Source organism: Nocardioides albertanoniae (genome assembly GCF_006716315.1).
Lineage (GTDB): Bacteria > Actinomycetota > Actinomycetes > Propionibacteriales > Nocardioidaceae > Nocardioides > Nocardioides albertanoniae.
In genome coordinates this window covers 3,068,063-3,094,322 of record NZ_VFOV01000001.1, presented here as the reverse complement: position 1 = coordinate 3,094,322, position 26,260 = coordinate 3,068,063, and the positions used below count along the sequence as shown (strand labels likewise).

Sequence of the window (26,260 nt, the reverse complement as noted above, 5' to 3'; positions counted from 1 at the left end):
GTCACTCCTCATCCTCGGTTCCTCCGGCCAGACCATCCCTCGGCCTCACGCGGGGTTGCGCTTCTCGATGAACGCGCGCGCCGCCGCCCTGGCATCGTCGCTTCGCGAGGTCTCCACCATGCGCCGGACCTCCGCGGGTAGGTAGTCGGTGAAGCTCTGAGTGGCTGCATCGAGCACATTCTGCTTCGCGTACCCCATGGCGAGCGGCGCCTGGTGAGCGAACTTGCGGGACAGGTCGTCGACCCGGGCATCGAGATCCGAGGACACCTCGGTCACCAGACCGAGCTCCGCTGCCTGCGCCGCCGTGAGCTTGACCGGGTCGAGCAGGAGCGCCCTGGCACGCATCGTGCCTACGGCTCGCGTGAGCAGCCAGGCACTTCCGAGGTCACCGGAGACGCCAGCACCGACGAATGCCGTGTTGATCATCGCCCGGGGTGCCGCGACCGTGTAGTCGGTGGCCAACGCGATGCTGAGACCTGCGCCCGCGCATGCGCCGTTGATCTTGGCGATCGTCGGCTTCGGGAAGGTCAGCAGGATCTCTGCCACCAGCGACGCCCGGCCGAGTCGTTCGAGATCGTCGTCGATCGAGATTCCGCGCAGGGTCCGACTCTCGTGGTCGCTCGCGTGTGGCGACATCGCCCGCGACAGGTCCGCACCCACGCAGAAGTCGCGGCCGGCGCCGGTGATGACCATGACCGCCGCAGCCGGGTCGGCACGTACCCGCTCCAGTGCGTCGATGAGCTCGACGAGGAGCTGCCATGAGACGGCGTTGCGGCGCTCCGGGCGGTTGAGAGTCACGGTCGCGACCCGCTCGTGCGTCTCGACGATGACGGCAGGTGGAGGGTCGGTGTCTAGGGGGTCGGTCATGCGAAGAGGTGCTCCTGTCCCAAGCCTGGGTCGGCGGGCGATCTGCTGGGCATGACCATCTTTGGGGCGCACGTTTCAGTGGTCAAAGACCAAAAAGCAGTGCCACTCATATGAAAGCGCAATGAGTCACTCATTGGTTTCCGCAATGAATCATTGTGGATACCCGTCTTGGACGTGAACTGTCGCCTGTAGTCGACTGTGGCCGTCGTCACTCGTAGCACTCCGCGCAGCCATCGTCTGCGCGGGTCGACCTGGAGGAGAGAGTCGCCCGATGAAGACACGTTCTCAGTCCACGAGCCGCTGGTGTGTCATTGCCGCCGTGGTGGTCGCTCTCGTTGCCGCGAGCGCCTGTGCTGCTCGGTCGCCGGACGGTGACGCCTATCCGCGCCGGCCGATCCAGGTGGTCGTGCCTTACCCGGCGGGCAGCGGCATCGATACCACCACCAGGGCGCTTGCCGATGTCATCAACGACAGCGGTGACCTCGGGCAAGACCTCCAGATCGTCAACCGCGACGGCGGAGGCGGCACAGTCGGCACCACCGACGTCCTCAACGCCAAGCCCGACGGCTACACGATCGGTGTCGTGCCCGACGGGCCGCTCACACTGGTCCCGCAGACCGAGAAGGTGGCCTACGACCCGACCTCAGCGACGTACATCAACGAGATCCTCACCTCGCCGATCCTGTTCGTGGTGCCGGGGGACTCGAAGCTCAAGACGCTGCAGGACCTCGTCGAGGCCGCCAAGGCCGAGCCGGGATCGGTCACGATCGCCGAGGGGCCCCTCAACTACAAGGTGCCGGCCGATCAGTTCGAGCAGCAGACCGATGTCGACCTCAAGCACGTCGAGTTCGAGGGCGACCAGGCGACGACGACCGCACTCCTCGGACGCAACGTGGATGTCGGTGTGATGCAGCTGGCGAGCGCCCTGCCGCAGCTGAAGTCGGGCAAGATCCGCGCGCTGGGGGTCACCTCTGCCGATCCGGTCGACCTGGTACCGGACGTACCCACCTTCGCGAGTCAGCGCATCGACATCGTGTGGCAGGCGTTCAACGTCGTCGTCGCCCCCGGAAAGCTCCCTGACCCGATCGAGAAGAAGCTCACCGAGACCTTCGCCGAAGCCGTTGCCAGCGACGAGTTCGCCGAGGCGGCCGAGAAGCTCGGCCTCATCGTCAGCGGGGCGACCCCGCAGGAGACCGACGAGCACCTGACGGACAAGACCAAAACAGCGGCGGGCATCCTCGGGGGCGGCGAATGACGCAGCCTCAGCGGGCGGTGCGCCATCCGGATGCCCAAGCGACGACGGCCGCGATCCTGCTGGTCGTCGGAGTCTTCTACGGCTTCCAGGCCGTGCGTGAGGGCATCGGCACCCCGAGCGACACCGGGTCAGGATTCTTCCCGCTCATCGTTGCGATCGTCCTCGTGATCGCCTCTGCGCTCCTGCTCGTCCAGGAATGGCGCGCCTGGCGGGGCGATCCCGCCGTCCAGGCCCAGAGCGCTCTCGACCAGGCCGGGGACGACGAGGGCGGCGCACCCGAGGGCGAACCGAGGACGAGATGGGCCCGGGTCGCCGGCGTCTTGCTCGCCTCCCTCGCGGTGCCGCTGTTCGCCGAGGTCGTCGGGTTCGTCGTCATGCTGTCTGCAGCCGTTGCGGTGATCGCCAAGATCGCCGGAATGCGAGGCTGGATGAGGCCTTGCGCCCTCGGCGTGGTGTTCGGCGTCGTCGCTTGGCTCGTCTTCGTCTATTGGCTGTTCGTTCCGCTGCCAGCGGGCGTACTCGGACTCGGCTGAGAGGCTGAACGTGCTTCACGATCTTGGCGCGGGTTTCGCCTCGTTCTCAGACCCCACCTACCTCTTGCTCGCTCTCGCAGGTGTTGTCCTCGGCACGCTCGTCGGCGTGCTGCCGGGCATCGGCCCGATCGGAGCGATGTCGATACTGCTCGGCGTCACCACACAGGTCGGTCCCACCGGTTCGCTCATCCTGTTCGCCGGCATCTACTTCGGGTCCACCTACGGCGGATCCACCACATCGATCCTCCTCAACATTCCCGGTGAGGCGTCCTCGGTCGTCACCGCGCTCGACGGCAACCAGATGACGAAGAAGGGCAGGTCGGGACCGGCTCTGACCATCGCCGCGGTGTCCTCGTTCGTCGCCGGCACGCTCTCCATCGTCGGTCTCATGCTCTTCGCGCCGGCGCTGAGCTCGGTCGCCGTCAAGCTCGGCCCGCCCGAGTACATGGCACTGTGTCTGGCTGGCCTGCTGCTCCTTGCGGCACTGTCGCACGGATCCACCGCTCGCGCTCTGGTGATGATCTGCCTCGGCCTCGCCGTCGGAACGGTCGGGATCGACCCGGTCGGGGGCGACCTGCGGTTCACCATGGGGTCGACCACCCTGGCCCAGGGCTTCAGCTTCACCGCGCTCGTCATGGGCGTGTTCGGTGTCACCGAGGCGCTGACCATCGTCGGCGGCAAGCGGCCGGCCCAGGCGGTGAAGGCGCCGAGACTGCGAGAGCTCCTCCCGAGCCGTGCCGAGGCTCGCCGGGCCGGGCCCGCGGCTCTGCGCGGCTCGGTGATCGGCTTCCTGCTCGGCCTCGTGCCGGGGCCCGCGGCCGTGCTCTCGACCTTCGCGTCCTACGTGACGGAGAAGCGTGTCTCCCGGCATCCGGAGCGATTCGGTCACGGGGCCGTCGAGGGCGTCGCCGGACCGGAGGCCGCCAACAACGCAGCCGCAGGAGCCGCGTTCATCCCGCTCATGGTGCTGGGCATCCCGTTCGCCCCGACCATGGCACTGGTGCTCGCCGCCCTGCTGCTCAACGGCATCGTTCCCGGCCCGACCTTCGTCGACGACCAGCCGGAGCTGTTCTGGACCGTCATCGCGGCGATGTACATCGGCAACCTGATGCTGCTGGTCCTGAACCTGCCGCTCGTCGGACTCTTCACGCGGCTGCTCTCGGTGCCTCCCCATGTGATGATGCCCTTGATCATCGGGCTGTGCACGATCGGTGTGTACGCAGATGGAAACTCCACCTTCGATGTCGTGGTGATGCTCGCCGCCGGCGTGTTCGGTTTCCTGCTGCGCTCGAGCGGCTTCAGCATGGCCGCATTCGTGCTGGCAGTCGTGCTGCAGCCGACTTTGGAGTCGTCCCTCCGACAGACGATGGCCTTCTCCGACGGGGATCCGACATATCTGCTCGGCCGACCGGTCACGATGATCATCCTCGCGCTCGTCGCGGCGGCGGTCGGCGGCATGGCCCGAACCTCCTGGGTCGCCCGCCGCCAGGCTCGCTCCCTCGTCTCGTAGCACTCGAGGCGCTCATCAACGGGCGTGCTTGGGCGGGGGCTTCGATGCCTCGCAGGAGTGCTCGGCGACGCCGGTCACGACCCGTTGAACCTTGCGGCGATGTGCTCGAGGCCATCGAGGACGAGCGGTGTCGGCGGCTCGGTGAAGTTGAACAGCTGGACCATGACCTGCCCGGTGCGTACTGCTGTGAGCTGGTCCGCGCCGGGCAGGTCGAGGAGCGCCTGTTCGATCTCGGCCTCGGTGCCGTCGGTGTGCAGCAGGACGATGATGTCCGGATCGCGGTCGAGGAGCTGCTCCATGGTGGTCTCGAAGACCCGCTGGTCGACGTCGCCGAAGACGTTGGTGTAGCCGAGCGTGGTCAGCTGTGGGTCGGCCATGCTCTGCTTCCCGTACGCGCCGACCGTGCCCTGGCCTCGGTAGGGCCAGAGCACTGCGGCTGTGCGTTCCTCCTGACGCGGGAGCCCTGCCTCGACCTGTTCGATCCGCTCGCGGAGCGTCGCTACGGCTTCGTCGGCCTGGTCCGTGTGGTCGAAGACCTTTCCGTAGAGCTGCATCTGGTCGTAGACGACGTCGTAGCCGGGACGGTCGATGCCATCTGGGCAGAAGCTCGGCTCGACGAGCACGGGGATGCCTGCAGCATCCAGCGACTCCCGGGTGATGCCTTCGGGCAGCCCGAGCACGAGGTCGGGGTCTTGGGCGATGATCTCCTCCTGGGAGATGTTGAGGTGGCCGTCCGGGGTGAGCTTCTCGGTGAGCGACGGCACCTTCTCGATGGCCGCAGCGGTCTCGGAGGAGTAGTAAGCAGTCGGGAACTGCCCTGCCCGAGAGGCCAGGCGGTCGAGCAGGTCCAGGCTGGCGAGATACTGCACCGGGGCGCTGTTGGCGATGAAGACCCGCTCCGGGGGTTTGTCGAAGGTCACCTCGACGCCACAGTTCTCGACCGTGACCGGGTAGCCGTCGGCGGTGCCGGTGGTGTCGGTCTCGGATTCGTTGCCACAGGCGCTGAGCAGCCCTGCGGTGAGGGCGGCGATGGCGATGAAGGCGGCTGGGCGCATCGATCTCTGGTGTCGAGGAGTCGGCGGGTGGATGCTCAGGCGAGTCCGACGACGACCCGGTCGTCGCCGTACTGCCATACGACCCCGACGTCGGTGAAGCCGGCTTCGCCGAGGAAGTCGAGATAGTCGCCCGCCGTGGCGCGATCGGTGATGGTGTGGTCGAGACCGCCGTCGCGCTCGGTGACCAGGCCGACCAGCTCAGGCGCTTCCTCGACCGCGTCCCACCAGCCTTGCCAGTCCTCGTTCTCCAAGACGCCAGCCCGCTCGATGCGCTGCTGGGTCAGTGCCTGGCCGAGCAGGTCGAGGCGCGAGGTGCGCTCCGGTGACTCGTAGAGGTGGTCGGCGTCGACGAAGACGCCGCCAGGGGTGAGGTTGCGGCGGCAGACGTGGATGAGGTCGCGCAGCGGTCCCCGGTCCATCCAGTGCAGCGCGGTCGAGCTCACGTACGCATCGGGTGCGCGCTCGAGGCCGAGCTCGTCGTACCACCCGGCAGAGCGCAGATCGGCGAGCACTGTGCGGATCCGGTCGTCGGGGCGGGCCGTGGCGCCGAGCCGCATCAGCAGCGGGTCGGCGTCGACCCCGACGATGCTCGCGCCCGGGATCCGGTCGAGGAGACGGTGTGCCAACGAGCCGGGTCCGATGCCGAGGTCGATCACCAGCGGGTCGTCGCGATGCACGACATCGGCCACCACGTCGACCACCACATCGAAGCGCTGCTCGCGATCGGGGATGTAGTACTCCTGCTGCCGGTCCCATCGCTCGAGCCACGTCCGAGCCTGGGCCTGGGTGAGAGTCGAGGTCGCTGCAGCGGTCATCAGGGTGCACCTTCTGGCGTGGGGTCGGAAACGGTCGCCACTCTAATGCAAAGAGTTCGCAATAGCATAGGGATCGCGGGCGACGGTGCGACCGTTGACCGTCGTGGCAGATCTGAGGGCTAGACCTACGCCGGACGCCCGCCGAACTCCCACTGGTGAACCTCGACACCGAGGAAGTGATCAGGGGAGAGCACCGCCCGCGCCGACTGTGCGTCGGTGGTCTGGAGGAGCACGGCCGCCCCGAGCGTGGTGGCGCCGTCGTCGGACAGGAGGGGTCCGCAGGCGATCAGCTCTTCGCCACGGGGGAGGTCGGGGGAGTGGGTCGCAGGCTCGGTGAACCCGAGCACGAGGTAGCGGTTGAGCTCAGGCCTGCCGCCGCTGAAGTCCCACATCGTGCGCCCGAGGGTGTTGTGCCATCGCCGCAGCGTCACGTCCCGACTGGCGCCGGCCTGGTAGCCGGGCTCCTCGTAGGCGAACGCGCGAGCTGCGGCGGCGTCAGGAAGGCTGAGGATGTGCACGCTTCCGGTCAGGGTGTCCTCGCCGGTGAAGGTCGGACCTCTGGCGATCATCGTCTCGGCGAACCGGTCCATGTAGGTCCAGTGCTCTTCGGCCATCTGGGTGCGCAGCGGTGTGGATCCCGGGCGGTCGCGGTGAAAGCAGAAGAACTCCATGGCCTGAGAGTTGCTCGGCTGCGCGCTCCGCGCAACGTGAATATCTCGGGCGTCGAGCTGGTCCGTCGAGACGGTCCGTAGGGTGGAGTCGGCCGGCACGGAAGGGGAACGACATGGTTGCCGATCGCGATCGAAACGACCGAGGACGTGCCGAGCAGGCCCGCCCGCGCGACGCCCTGGGCCGGCCGCTGCCCTATGGCTCGCCCGGTGTCGAGCCCATCTCCGAAACGCCGCTGCCGCCGGCAGAGACATTGGCCTACGCCCGCGAGCTGCTCGAGGCCGGCCGCCCGTTCGCCGCCCACGAGGCTCTCGAGGTGCGGTGGAAGTCGTGCCCGGAGGAGGAGCGCGAGCTGTGGCAGGGGCTGGCTCAGGTGTGCGTCGGCCTGACCCACCACGAGCGCGGCAACGCCGTCGGCGCCGAGCGGCTCATCGAGCGTGCTGCGCGTCGGCTCGAGGCGTACGACCGGGGGAGCGGCCCGACCTATGGCCTCGACCTCTCAGCACTCATCGCGTGTGCCCGGGAGCGGGTGCACGGCGACTGATTCGTCCGATCAACGGTCGGGGTGGTCGTCAGCACCTGCCTTGAAGTCTTTGGACTCGATGGCGAGGGACACCAGGACTCCGCCGAGCAGTGCCCAGAGCGGAGCGGAGATGTTGAGGATGGTCACGCCGCTCATGGCGATCACGAGTGCGGTGAATGCACCGGTCTGGAACGTCGCCCCGCCGAATGCGCCGCGGAAGGCCGAGATCAGCACTCCTATCATCGCCAGCCCGGCAACGGCGGCGATCAGCGTCGGGGGCAGGGCCGAAACCAGGGCGACCGCCACCCCCGCGAAGACACCGAAGAGGGCGAACAGTGCCCCGTTGACCACCGTAGCCACATAGCGGCCGTCCCTGTTCTCGCCGGCCTGCTCGGAGGAGCAGATGGCGGTCATCGGCCCGGCGATGTTGGCGTTGTGGCCACCGAAGAGCGACGCCAGGATCCCTCCGACGCCACTGATCAGCGTCATCGCGTTGACCGGAGGCGCATACTTCTCAGCCATCAGTACGCCGGTGGCCTGGGCATTCTCGGCGCCGATCACCAGCACCGCGAGCGGGATGGCCACCGCCACGATGGCGTTGACGTCGAACGTGGGCGCCACGAACTGTGGGGCTGACAACGTGAAGTCGGCCTCCGTGGAGCCGAAGGCTCCCGTGGCCAGCGAGGCGACGACACCGAACACCAATGCACCGACCACCCCGGGCACGGACCGGACGAAGCGGGTCAGCAGGAGATAGCCCACCGCCGCGGCGATCACGATGGCCGGTGTGCTGATACCTGCGTCCACCACGCCGGTGGCGAAGCGGATCAGTGCGCCGGCGATCATTGCCATCACGATCGGCACCGGTAGCCAGGTGGCCAGGCGAGGCAGCAGCCCAGTGAGACCCAGCGCGAGAACGAGCACTCCTGCGGCCAAGAAGGCGCCGACCATCTCGCTGAACTCGAAGTCTGCGAGAGCACCGACGACGAGGACCGCGCCAGGGATGCTCCATGCGCCGGTGACGGGCATCTTGTAGAGGAGTCCGAGAACCACAGAGATGAGCCCTCCGAAGACGTAGATCCCGAAGATCCACGAGGTGATGAGCTCCTCGGACAGCCCAGCTTCGCCGGCGCCGTTGATGATGATCAGGGCGGGGCCGGTGCACCCGAAGATGGCGGCTACCAGGCCGGCGCTCACCGGCGCGAGACTCACGTGGTGTCGGAGATCGCGAAGGCCTGACATGAGTCCGGGGCCCGGCTCGATCAGGGAACGATTGGTGCGGGTCTTTGGGGACGTGGGCTGGCTGGTTGGGCCAGTGGTGGGGCTGGTCATGGGGGCCACCTCGATGACAGACGGTGTACGGTCTGGAAGCGACCGTCTGATTTGGACTATCGCAACCTAGGGCTGTTCCCCGGTGCTGTCAAGGGTGGCTGTTTCGGTCCGGCTGGCTAGCTGCGTTCCTTCTCGAGCTTCTCCCAGAAGTCGAGGGCGGCGTGCTCCATGGCGAGGCCGAGCCCTAAGGGAACCATGCGATCGGCAACGTCCTCACGATCCTTGAACAGCTCCTGCATCGCGGCGTAGACCTCGACGCGCTCGCGGTGCTGTTCGATCTGCTCTCGCGCCAGCTGCAGGATGTCCTCGGCCTTGGCGAACTCGCCGAAGAAGAGCTTGAGCTCGGCGACGTCGCGCACCTGCATCTGTTCGGTCGTGGGCTCGCTGAGCCATGACTTGAGGGCGTCGAGACCTGCCGGGGTTGATGAGTAGAGCTGGCGTCGCCGGCCGACCTCCTCCTGGTGCACCTCCAGGAGGCCCAGGTCGACCAGTCGTTTCGGCTCGGAATAGAGCTGCGCGTGCGGAAAGGGCCAGAAGTAGCCGACGGAGCGATTGACTGCGCGCTTGAGGTCGTACGACGTCGACGGGCCTCGCATCGAGACCATGCCCAGCACGACGTAGGAGGTTGGGGTCAGTTTCGGCGTTGACACGGTCCGAAGCGTATCGTAGGGTCCTCAACGTCTGAAACAGACGATGCGAAATATACGATAGGAGTGGGCATGATGGATCTTGCGACGGCCCTCCGGTGGACCACCGAGAGATATCCGCATCGCCGCGCGGTCGGCGGCTCGGCGCCGATGTCGTACGCCGTGTGGAATGCGCGCACCGAGCGCTATGCCCATGCCCTGCACGAGCTCGGAGCGACAGAGGGCAGCCGCGCCATCTTCATGCTTCAAGGCGGTGAGCCGCTGGCCACCTTGCACCTGGCTGCCCAGAAGGCCCGGGTCGTGTCCCTGCCGCTCTCGACCCGCGTCAGCCCCGAGGAGCTCGCATACTGCATCGGCGACTGCGATCCCGCACTCATCGCGGTCGACGAGCACACCCACGACCTCGTCGTCGGTGCCCTCGAGATGGTCGCGGAGCCTCCGCCCCTCGTGTGGGCGGGTCATCGAGACCACGCGCCCGCTGGCATCCCCTCCATCGCGCGTGCTGCCGAGCGGGCGTCGAACACGGTCGTTCCGGTCAAGCCGGGGATCGACGACATCAGCGTCATGTTGTACACGTCCGGGACGACCGGAAAGCCCAAGGGCGTTCCACGAACACACAGCGCTGAGCACTACGCCGCTCTGGCACACCTGGTCCAGACGGGGCACGGTCCGGGGGAGGCGACCCTTGGCGTCATGCCCCTGTTTCACACGATGGGCCTCCGTACGCTGCTTGCGAGCGTGCTGTCAGCCGGGACCTGGGTTCCGCAGGCCAGGTTCGATGCTGATGAGGCGCTCGAGCTGATCCTCGCCGAGCAGGTCAGCGCGCTCTACCTCGTCCCGACGATGTACTGGACCCTGATGCAGGGTGACCGGCTCGGCGAGGCGCCGTCGGTCCGCAATCTGGCCTACGCCGGCGCCTCCATGACCCCGACGCTCGCGCGACGGCTCGTGGAGGCGGTCGAGCCCGCACGCTTCGTCAACCATTACGGCAGCACCGAGATCTACACGTTCACGGTCGGCCCCGAGAACAGCAGCAAGCCTGGCTGTGCCGGCAGAGCCGGGCTGTTCTCCAGGATCAGGCTCGTCGACCCTGACCCCGGGGCGAGCCCGGACCAGATAGTGGCCGACGGGGAGCGCGGTCAGGTGATCGCCTCCTTGGACAGCCCCGAGGCGTTCGCCGGCTATTGGAACCGGCCCGACGCCGACGCCAAGGCCATCCGCGACGGCTGGTACTTCACCAATGATCTTGCCGTCGCTGACGAGGACGGTGACCTGTGGGTCTCGGGCCGCGTCGACGACATGATCAACTCGGGGGGCGAGAACCTCTACCCCGAGGAGATCGAGCATGCCCTCGCGGGCTGCCCGGACCTGGAAGAGGTCATCGTCGCCTCGACCCCGCACGACAAGTGGGGCCAGGCAGTCACCGCGTTCATTGTCGGACGCCTCGAGGACTCGGCAGAGACAACGCTCTCGAAGGTCGAGCAGTTCGCTCGGGAGGGGTCGGGCCTGCCGTCGCTGAAGCGACCCAAGAGGTATGTCGTCGTCGACCAGATCCCCAAGTCCGCCGTGGGCAAGATCCTGCGCCGCCGCCTCACCGAGGGGGAGTTCGAGACTCTTGCCGACACCGAGGAAGGTGCTCCCGCGTGAACCGTCTCGCTCGTGTCGAGGACGCTGCGCTGCTGACTGGTCAGGGGCGCTTCCTCGATGATCTGGACCCGCTTCCGGGAACCCTCGTGGCGGCGGTGGTCCGCAGCCCCCATGCGCACGCCCGGATCCGCTCGATCAACCTCGACCAGGTCCGGCGGATGCCCGGCGTGGCTGCGGTGATCGGGCCCGAGGAGGTGCTGGCGACGCTCAAGCCGTTCCCGCTGTCGGTGAAGACGCCCCACCCCTACTACCCGACGGCTACTGACAAGACCCGCTTCGTGGGCGAGCCCGTCGTGGTCGTCGTGGCCTCCGATCGTTATCTGGCCGAGGACGCCGCGGAACTGGTGGAGGTCGAGTACGAGCCCCTTCCGGTGGTCGTACGCACCGAGGACGCCCTTCTGCCGGACGCCCCGCTGCTCCACGACGAGTCCGCCAGCAACGTCGCCACCGACCGCGAGTTCGCCTTCGGCGGAGTCGAGTCTGCCTTCGCCGACGCACCCCATGTCATCACCCGTAGATACTCCTTCCCTCGCTACTCCTCCACGCCCATGGAGTGCTACGTCGTCGTCGCCGACTGGCGCGACGGCCCGGGCGGCCCCGAGATCACCGCCCACGCCAACTTCCACGGTCCGTTCTCGATGGCGCCGGTAGTTGCCGGGGCCCTCGGCATCCCGACCTCGTCGCTACGTCTGGTGGTTCCCGCCGACATCGGCGGCAGCTTCGGGATCAAGTCAGCGGTCTACCCCTACATCGCACTGATGGCCCTGGCCAGCAAGCACGCGGGCCGGCCGGTGCGGTGGACCGAGGACCGGCTCGAGCACCTCGTCGCGAGCTCGGCCGGCTCCGACCGCGTGATGACGTTCGAGGCCGCTGTCGACGACGACGCAGTGATCAGTGCGTTGCGGGTCGACCTCGTCGACAACGTCGGCGCCTACATGAGGCCTCCGGAGCCGAGCACGCTCTACCGCTGTTTCGGCAACATCACCGGTGCGTACAAGATCGACGCCGTGGGCATCCGGGCACGCGCCGTGGTCACGAACAAGGCGCCTACCGGGCTCAACCGCGGATTCGGTGGGCAGCAGCTCTACTTCGGTCTGGAGCGGCTCATCGACGACATCGCCAGCGAGCGCGGGCTCGACCCCGCGGAGGTCCGCCGGCGCAATCTGGTCTCGGCTGACGCCTTCCCGTACGCCACCCCGAGCGGCGGAATCTACGACTCCGGGGACTACCAGCGAGCCCTCGATCTCGCTCTCGACAACGTCGGTTACCAGCGACTCCGCAAGGAGCAGGCGGTCGCCCGGGAGAACGGCGAGTGGATGGGGGTCGGCCTCGCGACTGTCGTCGATCCCTCGGCGACGAACATCGGCTACGTCGGACTGGCCACGCCCGTCCAGGACCGGACCGCCAAACGTGGCAAGTCGGGCTCGACCGAGCATGTTCGCGTCACGGTGGACCCCCAAGGAATCGTCAGCGTGCTTCTCGGGACGGTTCCCCAGGGGCAGGGGCACGCCACGGTCGCGCGTGACATCGTCGCCGAACACCTCGGTCTGCCGAGCGACCAGGTGCGCCCGCGCGTGGAGATGGACACCGCCACCACGCCGTGGACGATCAGCTCGGGAAGCTACTCCTCGAGGTTCTCCCCGCTCCTGACGAGCGCGCTGCTCGAGGCCACCGACCGCATCGCGGAGTCCATCAAGGTGGCCGCCTCCGTGCTCCTCGAGGTCGAGCCCGAGCGGCTCGAGCTCGCCGACGGGATGGTGCGGCTCATCGACGACCACGAGCGGTCGATCGCCTTCCGGCACGCCGCCGGGTTGATCCACTGGGATCCTGGTTCCCTGCCGGACGGCTTCTCGGCCCGGCTCTACGAGGAGGCGGCGTACACACCCCCGCAGTCGAAGGCGGCCTCGCGGACAGACCAGATCAACTCCAGTCTCTGCTATGGCTTCGTCGCCGACGTCGTGGTCGTGCGGATCGACCGGGAGACGCTGACGGTGAGGATCGAGGACCTCTCCACCGTTCACGACGCCGGCACGATCTTGAACGAGACGCTCCTGGAGGGCCAGGTGCACGGGGCGATCACCCAGGCACTGGGCGGCGCACTCTTCGAGGAGGTGACCTACTCCGACGCGGGACAGCCCACCGCGGGAACCTTCATGGACTATCTGTGCCCGACCTCGGCGGAGTCGGTCTTCCCGCTGACCAGCGACCACCTGGAGACACCCTCGCCCCTGACCAGGCTCGGAGCCAAGGGCTGCGGTGAGGGCAGCTCGATGAGCCTCCCGGTCGCGATCGCCAACGCCGTCGCCGACGCGCTTCGCGGCGAGGGCGTCACGGTCGACTCGCTGCCGCTGCACGGAAACGTACTGCACCAACTGCTCACCACATCGAAGGGAAACTGACATGCCACTCACCGGAGGCGAGATCCGGCTCGAGCACAGTCACGACGGGCGGGTAGCCCACCTGATCCTGGACCACGGGCGCTACAACATCATCACGATGGAGACCCGTCGGGTGATGGCGGAGCGGTTCACCGAGATCGACGCGGACGATCGTGTCCAAGTGGTGGTGATCCGCGCCGAAGGGGAGCACTTCACCTCGGGCGGCGACATCGCCGGGTTCATGGAGGTGGAACCCGTCGACCTCACCGACCTCGGGCAAGACGTCACGGCGGCGGCCCGCAGCCCCAAGCCGGTCATCGTCGCGATCGACGGCTACTGCTTCGGCGTCGGGCTCGAGCTCGCGCTGTCGGCCGACATCCGCATCGCGACGGACCGCTCTCGCTTCGCGCTGCCGGAGATGAAGCTCGGGATGATTCCGGGAAGCGGCGGAACCCAGCGTCTTGCCCGGCTCATCGGGCTCTCCCGCGCCAAGTACCACGTCCTGACGGGCGAGCGGATCACCGGACAGCAGGCGCTCGACTGGGGCCTGACGTCGCACAGCTGCGCCGACGCCGAGGAGCTGGAGAAGACCGTCGACGAGGTCGTGGGCAAGCTGCTCGGCTACTCGCCGATGGCGATGCGAACCGCGAAGGAAGTGCTCGACCGAGGTGTCGACGGCCCGCTTTACACCGGTATCGAGCTCGAGCGGAAGGCCTACTCGATGCTGAGGGCCAGTCACGACTTCGCCGAAGGGGTCGCCGCATTCGGTGAGAAGCGTCCTCCGCGCTTCGAGGGCCGGTGATCACGTGAAGGCCGCGCCGTTCGCGTACGTCCGACCCGGCACCGTCGCCGATGTGGTGGCCGAGCTGTCCCGTGACGGATCCAAGGTGATCGCCGGTGGGCAGTCGTTGGTGCCGGTGCTCGCGATGCGCCTCGGGCGGCCGACGCAGCTGATCGACATCAACGCGGTGCCGGAGCTGGGCGAGCTCTCCCGGGACGGCGGGTCTCTTCGAGTCGGTGCCGCTGTCCGTCAGAGACAGCTCCAGCGGGAGGAGATCGCTGCGGCGGTCCCGCTCGCGCGTATGGCCCTGCCATGGGTCGGCCACCGCGAGATCCGCAGCCGTGGCACCGTGTGCGGCAGCATCGCGCACGCTGACCCGTCAGCAGAGCTTCCCGCGGTGGCTGCCTGTCTGGGGGCCACGATGGTGCTGAGGACTGGCCACGGCACCCGGCAGGTGCCTGCTGCCGACTTCTTCACTGGTGCGCTCTCGACGGCGATCGAGCCGGACGAGCTCTTGTCGGAGGTGATCTTCCCGGTCGCGAAGCGGGGGGAGGGGTTCGGCTTCGGAGAGTTCGCCCGCCGGCACGGCGACTTCGCCTTGGCGGGCGTGGCTGTTCGCGTGCACACGTCGGAAGCGTCGGTGGAGGCGCGGCTGACCTGTTTCGGCGTTTCGGACGTACCCGTCACCGTGGATGTGTCGCAGCAGCTTCGCTCCGCACTCCAGAGGACCGGCTCGGATCCGTCGCGGGCGGATCTGCTATCGGCGCTTGCCGATCACACGCCGGACGTCGCTGGGGACGTCGTCGACACAGTGGGCGACAGCCACGCGAGCCCTGCCTACCGCCGCCAGTTGATCAGCGCCCTTGCCGCACGCGAGGTGAGCCGCGCCTACGTGTCAGCCAGACTCTCCGAATCCGAGGAATGCTCCCGATGAACCTGCCGCAGCCGTACGCCCGCACCGAGGCCGACCAGGCCGTCGAGGTGAATCTGACCATCAACGGCACCGAGGTCCACCTCTCGTTGCCGGCCCGCGTCACCCTGTCCGACGCTTTGCGCGACCACCTCGGACTCACCGGCACCCATGTCGGCTGCGAGCACGGGATCTGCGGCATGTGCACGGTGCTCGTCGACGGCGACGCGGCGCGAGCCTGTCTGCTGTTCGCCGCCCAACTGGATGGAGCCGAGATCACCACGGTGGAGGGACTGGGTCGCCAGGATGAGCTTCATCCTCTGCAGGAGTCGTTCGGTCGGCACCACGGACTGCAGTGCGGATTCTGCACGCCGGGCTTCCTGATGAGCTCGTACGATCTGCTGACCCATGAGCCCGGGGTGCAGCGCGATGACCTCCCCGCCGAGCTCTCCGGAGTGTTGTGCCGGTGCACGGGATACCGCAACATCATCGACGCCGTCGATGATGTTGCCCAGACTCATCGTGGAACTCTTCCCGCTCCGGGAAACTGCGGGAAGCGCGCCCTCGTCGGACGAACCGCGGCCGCCGCGACGGGCCCGGCCGCCATCTCGGCGGAGAGCACCTTCGACGAGGAGCCTGCTGAACGTCCTCAGGAGATCGACCTTCCTGCCGGCGACCCCACCATCCATATCGAAGTCACCAGCCGGCTGGATTCAAACCCGACCGAGGTGGCGCGCGTCTTCGGCGACATCCGGCTGCTGGCCCGTTGTCTGCCGGGTGCGGAACTGACCGACGAGCTCGGCGCCGACTGGTACCGCGGCCGGGCACGCATCGCCCTCGGCCCGATGCGGATGGCCTTCAACGGAATCGCGCACATCGAGGAACAGTCCGCCGACCGCATCGTCATGAAGGCGCAGGGCAAGGACGCGGGCGGCGGGGCGCTGGCCCGGATCATCATGACGGCAGCTGCAGTCGACGGCGGTGGGACCGCTCTGCAGGCAGACGCCAGCGTCTTCCTGACCGGACGTATCGCGGGTTTCGGTCGGTCGCTCGCCGGTGACGTGAGCCGCCGGATGTTCGAGGAGTTCGCCCGTGCCGTGGACCGGGCTGCCTCGGGGGAGGAGGAGCCAACCGCGGGTACGCGTCCGCCTGGTGCGATCTCCTTGCTGTTCGGCACCATCGTCGACCGGGTTCGACAGTTCCTCCGACGGCTGGCGTCTGGCGTCTGGCGTCGACACTGATCGGAGCGGTTGGCGAGGCATGCTGGGCCCGGGCTGGCCCAGGCTGGCCCAGGCGGCCAGGCTGATCTGAATCCGCGCGCGGCGTGCTGACGCCGCCCGCGTACGGCCTGGTCTTTCGCCCGACCAGGCACAAGGTCTAGGTTCTGCGGAGTCCCCCGACAAAGGAGTCTCGGTGTCTGACCTGACTTACCAAATGATCGCGCTGGTGGCCTACCTGCTCGCGATGCTCGCCATCGGCGCCTGGGCGTATCGGCGCACCACGAATCTCGACGACTACATGCTGGGTGGTCGTGACCTCGGTCCGATGGTGAGCGCGTTGAGCGCCGGCGCCTCGGACATGTCGGGGTGGCTGCTGATGGGCCTGCCTGGTGCCATCTATGCGACCGGGCTGGTGGAGGGCTGGATCGCGGTCGGCCTGACGGTCGGCGCCTGGCTCAACTGGAAGGTCGTGGCGCCGCGTCTGCGCACCTACACGGAGGTCTCGGGCAACTCGATCACCGTGCCTAGCTTCCTGGAGAACAGGCTCAAGGACGGCTCGCGCCTGCTCCGGGTCGCCTCCGGGCTGGTCATCGTCGTCTTCTTCACGTTCTACGTCTCCTCCGGCATGGTCGCCGGCGGCGTCTTCTTCGAGAGCTCCTTCAACGCGAGCTATCACACCGGCATGCTGGTGGTGGCCGCTGTCGTGGTCGCCTACACGCTCTTCGGAGGCTTCCTCGCGGTCTCCTACACCGACTTCGTGCAGGGCACGATCATGCTGCTCGCGTTGATCGCGGTGCCGGTGGTGGGCCTCTTCGTGACCGGCGGGATCGGATCGACCGCCGACAGCATCCGGGAGGTCGACCCGAACCACCTCAGCATGCTCGAAGGGGCCACCACGCTCGGTGTGCTCTCGGCGCTCGCCTGGGGGCTGGGCTACTTCGGGCAGCCGCACATCATCGTGCGGTTCATGGCACTGCGTACGGCACGTGAGGCGGTCGCGGCTCGGCGGATCGGCATCGGCTGGATGCTGCTGAGCCTCTTCGGCGCCGTCGGCACCGCCCTTGTGGGCATCGCCTACTACCGGCAGAACCCCGACGCCGAGCTCACCGACCCGGAGGCGGTCTTCATCGCGCTCGGCCAGATCATCTTCCACCCGCTTGTGGCCGGTGTGCTGCTCGCGGCGGTGCTCGCGGCCATCATGAGCACGATCTCCTCCCAGCTGCTGGTGACCTCCTCGGCGCTGGTCGAAGACCTCTACAAGGCGGTCTTCAAGACCAACGCGTCGCAGTCGCAGCTGGTGCTGTTCGGACGGCTGGCTGTGCTGGCCGTCTCGGTCATCGCCGCCGTGCTGGCGTGGCAGAAGACCGGGAGCGTGCTCGACCTCGTCGCCTACGCCTGGGCCGGCTTCGGCGGCTCCTTCGGCCCGATCATCCTGCTGTCACTGTGGTGGCGGAAGCTCACCGCGGCCGGCGCGCTGGCCGGTCTGGTCACCGGCGCGGTAACGGTCGTGGTGTGGGGCAATATCAACGCGCTGAGCTCGCAGATGTACGAGATCGTGCCGGGCTTCGCGCTCAACACCCTCGTCGCCGTCGTCGTCAGCCTGGTGACCTATCGGGCCAACCCGGCGATCGAGGCCGAGTTCGACGAGGCCGTCCGGCTGGTCGACGCCGACGACCCGCGCGAGGACGCTGCGCGCGCCTGAGCAACCCGGCGGGCGCCGTCACGCACACAGGAGCAACGCGGCGCCCGCCACCAGCTCGATCCCGAAGTAGAGCCAGATGGGATAGAGGCGTACGGCCCGGTCGAAGAGTCGTGAGACGAGCCGGCCGGCGGCCATGCCGATGAGCGCGAGGCCGACGGTCGTCACCGCGCCCGTGCGGATGTCGCCGACGTCGAGGGCCGCGAGACCGAGCACGGCGGCCATGGCGACCCCGAAGCCTCCGTAGACGGCCCGGATCTCCGAGCGGGCCTCGGGCGTGCGTGCGGTCAGGTTGAACGGCGCCGCGAGGGCGGCCGGGGCGACCAGGGCGTAGGCGCCCATGGCGAGTAAGAACACGCCGATCACGGCGATGGTCACACTGGCCACGATGGCTCCTTCGCAGACGGTTTCGATGGGTAGTCTCCATGAGATGACCTCTTTGATCGACTCTGTCGGTTCCCGGTTGCTGCGCACCCGCGCGGTCGTGCGCGCACCGATCTGGCTCTATCGCCATCGCGCCGGCAGACTCCTCGGCGAGCGCATGCTGATGCTCGAGCACATCGGCCGTCGCTCGGGCGAGCCACGGTATGTGTGCCTCGAGGTCGTCGAGCGTCCCAGCGCGAACGAGATCGTCATCGTCAGCGGCTTCGGCACCGGGGCGCAGTGGTATCAGAACCTCCTCGCCAACCCCTCCTGCCGTGTCAGCAGCGGCTACCGCACCGACGTCGCGGCTCACGCACGGTTCCTCTCGGAGGAGGAGTCGGCCGCGGCACTCGGCCGCTATCAGGCCGCGCACCCGAAAGCCTGGCAGCGCCTGCGCGGGGCGATCGAGGACGCTGTCGGTCATCGGGTCCAAGGGCTGCCGATGGTCGCGCTGGAGCTCGAGTGACCGACGTACGCCGCGACGTGGGGCCGGCTCGCCCGGCGTGAGTTCACCAGCCGTGACTCCGCGATGAGGATAGGTTGAGAGGCACTGGCGAGGCTTGATGCGTGACTCGGGAGGAGCTCAAGATGGGGCGAGCGATCGGGATCGATCTGGGCACGACGTTCTCGGCGACGGCGGTGCTGGAATCGACCGGGGAGCCGGTGATCCTGCCGAGCGCCGACGGTGACGCGACCACCCCGTCGGTGGTGCTCTTCCAAGACTTCGGCAGCGGCGACGAGCCACTGGTCGGTGCGATGGCCAAGCACCAGGCTGCGACGGCGCCGCTCGACGTCGTGCAGTTCGTCAAGCGTCATATGGGCGACCCGCACTGGCGGTTCGACTCCTCGGCGGGGGAGACCTACACCGCTGAAGAGGTCTCCGCGATCATCCTGAAACGGCTCAAGCAGGATGCCGAGCTCGCTCTCGATACCGACGTCACCGATGCGGTGATCACCGTGCCGGCCTACTTCGACGACGCCCGTCGCACCGCGACCCGGCAGGCGGGGAAGATCGCCGGACTCAACGTGCTGCGGGTGCTCAACGAGCCGACGGCCGCAGCGTTGGCCTACGGTCTGGACGAGACCCGCGACGCCACCGTGCTCGTCTACGACCTCGGTGGCGGCACCTTCGACGTGACCCTGATGCGGATCCAGGACACGACCTTCGACGTCGTCGCGACCGACGGCGATCGCAACCTCGGCGGTTTCGACTTCGACAACGCGTTGATCCAGTACGTCGCCGACGAGCTCGCCGAGCAGGGAGCGACCGGTGTGCTCGACGACATGGACGCGCTGGCGCTGCTCCGCGAGCGGGCGGAGATGGCCAAGCGCACGCTGACGACCGTGGCGTCGACGAACGTGACGGTCACCATCGGAGGCAAGCCCTACCGCGTGAAGGTGTCTCGCACAGACTTCGAGAAGGCGTGCAGATCGCTCCTCAACCGCACCCGTGAGCTGGTCGAGGACGTGCTCGACCAGGGCAGGATCGGCTGGAAGCAGGTCGACGAGGTGCTTCTCGTCGGCGGGTCGACCCGCATGCCGATGATCCGGGAGATGGTCACGAGCCTCTCGGGCAAGAAGCCGGCGACCGACATCAACCCTGACGAGGCGGTCGCGCTCGGCGCCGCGATCCAGGCCGCGATCGAGCAGTCCACACAGCCATCCGGGCAAGGCGCGGCCCCGGACGAGACGCGGCATCCCGAGCAGGCACCCGAGCAGACTTTCGGGCCGGCGCCGTTCAGCGGACGCGACGTGACCGTGCGCGATGTCACCTCTCAGGCGCTCGGGGTCATCGTGCTCGAAGACGCCGAGCACGACCGCGAGGCCAACCTCGTGGTGATCGGTCGCAACACGAAGGTCCCGGCCGAGGAGAGCCGCCAGGTGCGTACGACGTACGACAGCCAGACGCAGGTCGAGGTCCGGGTCACGCAGGGCGACGACACGGACCCGGCGTTCGTGGTCGAGATCGGCAGGTCGATGCTCTCGCTCCCGCCATACCCACAGGGGGCGCCGTTGCGCATCACCTATCACTACGACGTCGACCAGACTGTCTTCGTGGAGCTCGAGGACCTGACCGCCAACCGGTCCCTGGGCACCTTCGAGGTCGAGCGGGTCGCCAATCTGACCGCGGCGCAGGTCGAGCTGGCGGAGGCAAAGATCCGTGCCATCACGGTGAATTGAGGTTGGCACCTGCGCCGATCGAGTTCATCGTGTTCGGTGACGCAGGCGCGTATCGGCAAGTAGGTTCGAACTCAGAGTCCGGGTTGCGAAGGGTGGGGTAGACCTCGGGATGACGTTCATCGACTTCTACGCGCTGTTGGGGATCGAGCAGTCTGCCGACGAGCAGACGATCCGCGCTGCGGTCCGAAAGACCCGCGGCCGTTACCGCCAGCAAGCCGGCTCACCGAGCCTCGAGCAACGCTCGAAGGCCGAACAGATGCTCGCCCGGATCGCCGAGGCGGAAGCAGCTTTCGAGAGCTCCGGGTCGAGAAGGGCGTACGACGCCGAGCTGGCCGCTCACCAGGCGTCTGCGGCGCCGGCGGACCGCGAGAGCGAGGCGTCTGCGCCGCAGAGTCGGCAGCGCGGTGCGCAGAAGGACTGGCTCAAGGCAGCGGCCGACTACCTCGACGCCGGTGAAGCGCGCAACGCCGCTGGTGCTGCCAAGGAAGCCACCCACGCCAACCCCGGCGATCCGCGGGCATGGCAGCTGCGGGCTCGCGCGGCGCTGGCTCAGGACGACTTCCGTGACGCCGAGTTCGCGGCGACCGAGGCGATGAAGCTGATGCCCGGCGACGCGGCCGGCCCCGGACTCCGTGGCGATGTCCTCCGCGCCGAGGGGCGCCACAGCGAGGCCGAGGACGCTTACCGCGCCGCAGCCGATCTCTCCTCCGACGACCCGACGTGGGACGCGCAGGTCGCCTACACCCTGATCGACCAGAACCGACCGAAGGACGCCGTCGTCGAAGCTCGCCAGATGGTCGTCAAGCACGCCGGTGCCCAGGCTGCTCGCGACGCCCTCGCCCGGGTGCTGATCGCCGACTCGAAGGCAGCGATGAGCAACGACCAGAGCGGCGCCACCTATGTCGCTTCCAAGCGGCAGGTCGACCACATCGAGAGCCGCTTGGGTGAGATCGAGGCACTCGCTCCGTTGAGCGACTCGGTCCACCGTCACCGCGACGGGCTGCGTGCCGATCTCGTCGCTGCCAGGTCCCGCCGTTTCATGGCGCCGACGGGCAGCCTGGTGCTCTGGGTGCTCGGTTGGGTCGTCATCGGTATCTGGCTCTCGTGGCTCATCCTCTCGCTGATCTTCGGCGACACCCTCGGGATCCTGGCCGCGTTCGTGCTCAACATCGGGCTCGCCGCGGCTCTCTTCCTGCGGGTCTATCCGCAACAGTGGCAGCTGAACCGCAAGGTTCTCGGCGATGCCTGGGCAAGGACGGGGCTCTAGATGAGCGACCCGACGACGGACTCTCCCCAGAGCCGGCCGGTTGGCCCGGTGGCTCAAGCAGCCGCGTTCCTGCAGCAGAGCCACGCCCGCGTGCTCGGGGTGCTGCAGGCCGATCGTGACGCGCTCCAGCAGCGTTACGACGGCGAGCAGCAGACCCTCCGAGCCACGGCGCGACGTAACGCCGCGATCGCAGCGACGAAAGCGACCAACACGATCACGGCCGCCCACATCGCGGCTCGAGAGGCCGCGGCCGACCTGCGGGCGGCGAGCAGGGCCGGAGCACTGGCTGCGGCCGAGCACATCGAGCTCGGACTGATCGGACCCGACCGGGAGGACGCATCGGTCAACGCCGACCTCGACGTGCCCCTGGTGGTTCCGTTGCTCGGCTATGGCCACGTCACCGTGGTCGGCGACACCGCGGTGACCGACGCGTTCGCCCGCAACATCCAGGCGGAAGCGCTGCTGGGCACGACACCTGGTGACCTCGCCCTGTGGTCCTTCGACCCGCGCCTCGGCAACCCGCTGGCTCCGTTCGTCGGTCTCAACAACGTCGACCAGGGCCTCGTACGCAACACCCAGACTCCGCGTGATCTCGACGCCCTCATCGATGAGCTCACCACGACAGTCGCGCGCATCGGCGACGTGCTCCAGGGCGTGCCCGGCGATCTGATCGAGCACCGTGCGCGGCTGGGCATGTCCGTCGAGCGATTCCACCTGGTCACCCTCCACGACTACCCACACTCGGTCGCCGAGGCGCAGCACGAGCGGCTGATGCTGTTGGCCGACGTGGCACCGCGACACGGGATCTCGTTCGTCTTCCAGGTGGCGCCCGACCTGGAGCTTCCTGACTGGCTCGACCTCGAGCGGCTCCGGGGCCTGGGGGAGTCCTTCGACCTCGAAGACACCAGCGCGGGCGGCGGGGCCGGTGACCTGGTGTGGCGACGTCGCCCCGACCTGAAGCTCCTGATCCCGCAGATCAGCCCCGATCAGGCTCGCCAGGTGGCCGGCGAAGTGGCCGTCGCGGCGGAGAAGATCTCGCTCCCCGTCGTACCCTTCGCCGACATCCAGCCGGATGCCGGATGGGCCACCTCCTCGGCGGAGGGGATCACGTTCGCCGTCGGCAAGGCGGGGCCGAAGCCGGTCGAGATCACCTTCGGTGACGATCGCGAGCAGAAGCACAACGCGCTGATCACCGGCGCGGTCGGTCAGGGCAAGTCCAACCTGCTCAAGGTGATCATCTACTCCATCGCGGCTCGCTACGCTGCTGACGAGGTCGAGCTGTTCCTGCTCGACTTCAAGGAGGGTGTCACCCTCTATCCGATGGCACCCACCCCCGGGAGCCCCGAGTTCCTGCCGCATGCGCGCGTGCTGGGCATCGAGGCCGACCAGGACTTCGGCCTGGCGGTGCTGTCCCACCTCGAATCGGAGTTTGTACGCCGCGCTCGCCTGTTCAAGCCTTTCGGCGACTCCATCTCCCGTTACCGCGCGGCCAACCCGGAGGCGAGGATGCCCCGGATCGTGCTGATCGTCGACGAGTTCCACCTGCTGCTCGACGACGGTGGTGACAAGGTCGGCGCCCAGGCGGCGAAGCTGCTCGAGCAGGTCGTACGCCGTGGCCGCTCCTACGGGGTCCACGTCATCCTCGCCTCGCAGTCGATCTCCGGCATCAGCACCTTGCTCGGCTCGTCCCAGGGTGTCTTCTCCCAGTTCCCGATCCGTCTCGGCCTGAAGAACTCACCACAGGAAGCGGTCGCCACCTTCAGCCAGGGAAACGACGCGGCCGCGAGGCTCCGGTTCCGTGGTGAGGCTGTGCTCAACAAGGAGTACGGAGCGTTCGAGGCCAACCAGAGCCTCATGGTCGCCGCCGCCGACGACGACCAGCTCGCCCGGCTTCGCGACGAGCTCCATGCGCGCGCATCTCGGGCCGACGGATCAGACGGCACAGGTGTGATCGCGCCGCCGAACGTCTTCGACGGCTCTGCCGCGGGCTCGCTGCTCGAAGACATCCCGGCGCTGCGCGCGCTGCGGAAGGAGACGGCTGCGGGGCGAGCGCCGCGGATCCCGCTCGGACGCCCCCTGACCGTCGACCAGAGCCCGGTCGCGTTCACGCTGGAGGCATCGCCCGGCCGTGCGCTCGCGATCATCGGCGCCGGCACCACCGGTGACGACTTCGACGCCGCCGCGGAAAACGCTGCCATGGGTGTGCTGCAGGCGGCGGGTCTCGCGCTCGCCCTCCAGCACGCCCCTGGCACCGCCGAGTTCGTCATCCTCGACGCTCTGGTGGGGCGCGACCGCGAGCTCGGCGACCTACCCGGCTGGGTCGAGACGCTCACCGGCCTGGGCCACCAGCCCGTGGTCGTTCCTCAGCGCGAGATCATCGGCTGGTTGAGCGCGGCGGCCAAAGAGCTGCCCCAGCGATCTGCGGAGGCGCCGCCGCTGTATCTGCTGGGCTTCAACATCGACCGCGTCGGCCCCCTCGATATCAAGGAGGGCGTCGCGCCGGCCCCGGAGAAAGCCATCCAGGGGTTCTTCCGCAGTGCACCGGTCGCCGGCGTACATCCACTGTTGTGGTGGTCGAACCCGGCCACGTTCCTGGCCCACCTCGGCCTGCTTCGCAACGCGCCCTTCGACGGCACCCTGCTTCTGCAGGGCACCGAAGACATCGCCCAACGTATCCACGGTCCACTGACCCAATGGACCCCTACCGCTCACCGCGCCCTCTTCGAGGACGCCGCCACGTCGGCGGGCCTGCGCAAGATGATTCCGTACGCGCCGCTCGACGCGGATGCGCGAGACCGCCTCGTCGCGGAGGTCTCCCGTGACTGAGAATCTGTATCAGGGCTACCTCGGAGCACTCGATCGGTTGGCGGTCGCCGTATCGGATGCCCCGAGAGCACGCGGTGCCGCAGAAGCCGCCGCCCGGGATCAGGCCGAAGCCATCGACCGCCGTCATCGCGCCGACACGGAGCGGGTCGCCGAGCATCTGGCGCGCGCGAAGAGTTCCTACCGTCGAGCCGCCGGCGCCCTCGACGCCGAAGACCTGGCCGACCTCGGCATCCGCCTCCCCGCCACCGTCGCGCCGATCGCGGGCGCTGTCGGTCCGCTCGCCGAGGCCGAGCACGACCAGGACCGTGCCGTCGTCTCCCTCGCCGGTGCCATCGGAGACCACCGCGTGCGCACGGCCAACCAGGCAGAAGCCGCCCGAGACGCCGCCGACGCCCTCGAGGCCCGCCGTGCTGCTCTCGAAGCGGCTCGTAACCAGCCGCCGCCGCGTACATTGAACGCAGGTTTGATTGCTGTTGCTGCAGGGATCGTCCTGTTGCTGCTCATCGTCATCATCATTGTTGTGATGTGACTTCTTGGAAGGGGATAGATCAGTGTCAAGCATCGAAGAGGCGAAGGCTGGCCTCAGCCAGGTCGTCACCGAGTCCGAGGGCACAGCCTCGGCCCTGACCGAGTTCAAAGAGGCGTTCGACTCGATCACCCAGGGTGTTCTTGCGTCCATCGGCAACACCGCCACTGGGAAGGACCAGGAGATCGCTCAGATCTACCAGCAGGCCAAGGACGCTGTTGACGGTGCTATCTCCACGCTGATGAAGGCAGCTGATGCATCGAAGACCTTTGCCGACGGACTGTGACGGTCGGATTGTCATGCAGGACGAGTACGACGATGTCCGCCGCGAGATCGCCGAAGGCAGCAGACACGCAGAGGAGGCCGGTGGTCTCCTGGCAGAGGCAATTGGCGATCTCGAGGAATCGATCCGAGTGCTCAAAGGGACGACTTACACGACGAGTCAAGAGGCGCCGGGGCTGGCGCTCTCGAGCCTGAACGCCTGCGCAGAGTTGCTTGCGCACACGATCGGTGAACTTCAAGCTGCGGATGCAACCGCCGTTTCATGGGCCAATAGCCTCTAGGTAAGGACAAGAAAGTGACGTGGTACCTCCCCATCGGCGTCTACGAGGGAGTCAGATCCAGCAGTGAGATCGTGGACTCGACCGTGGACATTTCCTCTGAGACCGCCAGTGATCATGCGGTCCTTCGAATTGGGTCAGGGTCGCTTCCGCTTCCGACGGGGTACGCGGCGCTTCTCGAGATTCTTTCGACAGCGCCCGCAGAACTCGCACTCGCCGAATGGGTCGAGTCGTCAGGCAACGTCGACGCCGTGCGAACTCAGCTCAACGAACTGAACGAAAACGGGCTCGTGATGCAGTTTGGAAATCGTCCGTTGACGGATGATGAGCTCGCGGATATCCAGATTCGTAAGGTCGCCGAGACAGTTCCCTCCAAATCGCAGCCAGAACCTTTCAGTGCCTCGGGAGGTCCGGCTCTTTTCGAGGCTGGAGATTCGCAAGGAGTTGCATATGGTGCGACGTTGATGGCTGTGTCGTCAATGGGGAGTAGCCCGAGTTCTCTGGCCGAGATATTGCGTGCCGTCACGGAGGCGGTTCCAGAGGAAAAGAAGGCGTTTGCTGAGCAGATCTTGCAGGGGGATCTGCAACATCTCGTTAGACATCATAGGGTCGAATTGTTCGTAAAGGAGTGAAAAG

25 protein-coding genes are annotated in these 26,260 nt (G+C 67.6%); 18 read left to right on the top strand and 7 right to left on the bottom strand.

From position 1 onward, the window contains the following. Nucleotides 1-45: 45 nt before the first annotated feature. A complete protein-coding gene (locus FB381_RS14910) occupies nt 46-867 on the bottom strand; it encodes an enoyl-CoA hydratase/isomerase family protein (protein ID WP_141781013.1) in 822 nt (273 codons plus the stop codon). Nucleotides 868-1,138: 271 nt separating this feature from the next. On the opposite strand from FB381_RS14910, the gene FB381_RS14905 reads away from it, so the two are divergent. From FB381_RS14905 to FB381_RS14895, 3 genes are read left to right on the top strand one after another with little or no spacing between them, the layout of a single operon-like run. Then, nucleotides 1,139-2,122 (top strand): tripartite tricarboxylate transporter substrate binding protein, encoded by a 984-nt coding sequence (locus FB381_RS14905; RefSeq protein WP_141781012.1) that lies wholly within the window; start codon nt 1,139-1,141, stop codon nt 2,120-2,122. Next, nucleotides 2,119-2,655 (top strand): tripartite tricarboxylate transporter TctB family protein, encoded by a 537-nt coding sequence (locus tag FB381_RS14900; RefSeq protein ID WP_141781011.1) that lies wholly within the window; start codon nt 2,119-2,121, stop codon nt 2,653-2,655. The genes FB381_RS14905 and FB381_RS14900 overlap by 4 nt, the downstream gene beginning before the upstream one ends. Before the next feature lie 10 nt (nt 2,656-2,665). Further along, entirely contained in the window at nt 2,666-4,165 is a 1,500-nt protein-coding gene (locus FB381_RS14895) for a tripartite tricarboxylate transporter permease (protein ID WP_141781010.1), read from the top strand. A gap of 74 nt (nt 4,166-4,239) precedes the next feature. Here FB381_RS14895 and FB381_RS14890 read toward each other — a convergent pair whose 3' ends face one another. From FB381_RS14890 to FB381_RS14880, 3 genes are all read right to left on the bottom strand, one after another. After that, the gene (locus FB381_RS14890; RefSeq protein ID WP_141781009.1) at nt 4,240-5,220 is read right to left on the bottom strand and encodes an ABC transporter substrate-binding protein; all 981 of its coding nucleotides are present in this window, start codon (nt 5,218-5,220) and stop codon (nt 4,240-4,242) included. 35 nt (nt 5,221-5,255) lie between these two features. Next, nucleotides 5,256-6,035, bottom strand: a complete 780-nt coding sequence (locus FB381_RS14885; RefSeq protein ID WP_141781008.1) for a class I SAM-dependent methyltransferase — start codon at nt 6,033-6,035, stop codon at nt 5,256-5,258. A gap of 125 nt (nt 6,036-6,160) precedes the next feature. Beyond that, nucleotides 6,161-6,706 carry a YciI family protein gene (locus FB381_RS14880; protein WP_141781007.1) on the bottom strand — a complete coding sequence of 182 codons (546 nt, stop codon included), beginning with the start codon at nt 6,704-6,706 and terminating at the stop codon, nt 6,161-6,163. A gap of 113 nt (nt 6,707-6,819) precedes the next feature. On the opposite strand from FB381_RS14880, the gene FB381_RS14875 reads away from it, so the two are divergent. Next, nucleotides 6,820-7,248 carry a DUF309 domain-containing protein gene (locus tag FB381_RS14875; RefSeq protein WP_141781006.1) on the top strand — a complete coding sequence of 143 codons (429 nt, stop codon included), beginning with the start codon at nt 6,820-6,822 and terminating at the stop codon, nt 7,246-7,248. Nucleotides 7,249-7,257: 9 nt separating this feature from the next. Here the strand turns inward: FB381_RS14875 and FB381_RS14870 are convergent, their stop codons facing one another. Both FB381_RS14870 and FB381_RS14865 read right to left on the bottom strand, forming a co-directional pair. Continuing rightward, nucleotides 7,258-8,469 (bottom strand): benzoate/H(+) symporter BenE family transporter, encoded by a 1,212-nt coding sequence (locus FB381_RS14870; RefSeq protein WP_281285047.1) that lies wholly within the window; start codon nt 8,467-8,469, stop codon nt 7,258-7,260. 206 nt (nt 8,470-8,675) lie between these two features. Continuing rightward, nucleotides 8,676-9,209: a PadR family transcriptional regulator gene (locus tag FB381_RS14865; RefSeq protein ID WP_211352442.1), complete on the bottom strand. Its 534-nt coding sequence runs from the start codon at nt 9,207-9,209 to the stop codon at nt 8,676-8,678. A 72-nt stretch (nt 9,210-9,281) separates the two neighbouring features. Between FB381_RS14865 and FB381_RS14860 the strand changes: the two genes are divergently transcribed. The 6 genes from FB381_RS14860 to putP all read left to right on the top strand — a co-directional run bounded on the left by FB381_RS14860 (nt 9,282) and on the right by putP (nt 17,844). Beyond that, nucleotides 9,282-10,853, top strand: coding sequence for an AMP-binding protein (locus FB381_RS14860; protein ID WP_141781004.1), 1,572 nt, complete (start codon nt 9,282-9,284; stop codon nt 10,851-10,853). Beyond that, nucleotides 10,850-13,252 (top strand): xanthine dehydrogenase family protein molybdopterin-binding subunit, encoded by a 2,403-nt coding sequence (locus tag FB381_RS14855; protein ID WP_141781003.1) that lies wholly within the window; start codon nt 10,850-10,852, stop codon nt 13,250-13,252. Before FB381_RS14860 ends, FB381_RS14855 begins: the two co-directional genes overlap by 4 nt. A gap of 1 nt (nt 13,253) precedes the next feature. Further along, on the top strand, nt 13,254-14,033 hold the full coding sequence (locus FB381_RS14850; RefSeq protein WP_141781002.1) for an enoyl-CoA hydratase/isomerase family protein: 780 nt from the start codon (nt 13,254-13,256) through the stop codon (nt 14,031-14,033). 4 nt (nt 14,034-14,037) lie between these two features. Then, nucleotides 14,038-14,946, top strand: coding sequence for an FAD binding domain-containing protein (locus FB381_RS14845; RefSeq protein WP_141781001.1), 909 nt, complete (start codon nt 14,038-14,040; stop codon nt 14,944-14,946). After that, nucleotides 14,943-16,163 carry a 2Fe-2S iron-sulfur cluster-binding protein gene (locus FB381_RS14840; RefSeq protein WP_141781000.1) on the top strand — a complete coding sequence of 407 codons (1,221 nt, stop codon included), beginning with the start codon at nt 14,943-14,945 and terminating at the stop codon, nt 16,161-16,163. The genes FB381_RS14845 and FB381_RS14840 overlap by 4 nt, the downstream gene beginning before the upstream one ends. A 172-nt stretch (nt 16,164-16,335) precedes the next feature. Then, a complete protein-coding gene (putP, locus tag FB381_RS14835; protein WP_141780999.1) occupies nt 16,336-17,844 on the top strand; it encodes a sodium/proline symporter PutP in 1,509 nt (502 codons plus the stop codon). A gap of 18 nt (nt 17,845-17,862) precedes the next feature. Here the strand turns inward: putP and FB381_RS14830 are convergent, their stop codons facing one another. Then, a complete protein-coding gene (locus FB381_RS14830; RefSeq protein WP_141780998.1) occupies nt 17,863-18,228 on the bottom strand; it encodes a DUF4345 family protein in 366 nt (121 codons plus the stop codon). Nucleotides 18,229-18,271: 43 nt separating this feature from the next. On the opposite strand from FB381_RS14830, the gene FB381_RS14825 reads away from it, so the two are divergent. The 8 genes from FB381_RS14825 to FB381_RS14790 all read left to right on the top strand — a co-directional run bounded on the left by FB381_RS14825 (nt 18,272) and on the right by FB381_RS14790 (nt 26,256). Next, nucleotides 18,272-18,730, top strand: coding sequence for a nitroreductase family deazaflavin-dependent oxidoreductase (locus tag FB381_RS14825; RefSeq protein ID WP_141780997.1), 459 nt, complete (start codon nt 18,272-18,274; stop codon nt 18,728-18,730). Between the two features lie 101 nt (nt 18,731-18,831). Then, on the top strand, nt 18,832-20,445 hold the full coding sequence (locus tag FB381_RS14820; protein ID WP_246088125.1) for an Hsp70 family protein: 1,614 nt from the start codon (nt 18,832-18,834) through the stop codon (nt 20,443-20,445). A 109-nt stretch (nt 20,446-20,554) separates the two neighbouring features. Further along, nucleotides 20,555-21,712, top strand: coding sequence for a hypothetical protein (locus tag FB381_RS14815; protein WP_141780996.1), 1,158 nt, complete (start codon nt 20,555-20,557; stop codon nt 21,710-21,712). A 48-nt stretch (nt 21,713-21,760) separates the two neighbouring features. Then, the gene (locus tag FB381_RS14810; protein WP_141780995.1) at nt 21,761-24,538 is read left to right on the top strand and encodes an FtsK/SpoIIIE domain-containing protein; all 2,778 of its coding nucleotides are present in this window, start codon (nt 21,761-21,763) and stop codon (nt 24,536-24,538) included. Beyond that, nucleotides 24,498-25,067 carry a hypothetical protein gene (locus FB381_RS14805; protein ID WP_141780994.1) on the top strand — a complete coding sequence of 190 codons (570 nt, stop codon included), beginning with the start codon at nt 24,498-24,500 and terminating at the stop codon, nt 25,065-25,067. The genes FB381_RS14810 and FB381_RS14805 overlap by 41 nt, the downstream gene beginning before the upstream one ends. A gap of 22 nt (nt 25,068-25,089) precedes the next feature. Further along, nucleotides 25,090-25,350, top strand: coding sequence for a hypothetical protein (locus FB381_RS14800; protein WP_141780993.1), 261 nt, complete (start codon nt 25,090-25,092; stop codon nt 25,348-25,350). 13 nt (nt 25,351-25,363) lie between these two features. Next, nucleotides 25,364-25,627, top strand: a complete 264-nt coding sequence (locus FB381_RS14795; RefSeq protein ID WP_141780992.1) for a hypothetical protein — start codon at nt 25,364-25,366, stop codon at nt 25,625-25,627. Between the two features lie 14 nt (nt 25,628-25,641). Then, nucleotides 25,642-26,256 (top strand): hypothetical protein, encoded by a 615-nt coding sequence (locus FB381_RS14790; protein ID WP_141780991.1) that lies wholly within the window; start codon nt 25,642-25,644, stop codon nt 26,254-26,256. Nucleotides 26,257-26,260 lie beyond the last annotated feature (4 nt).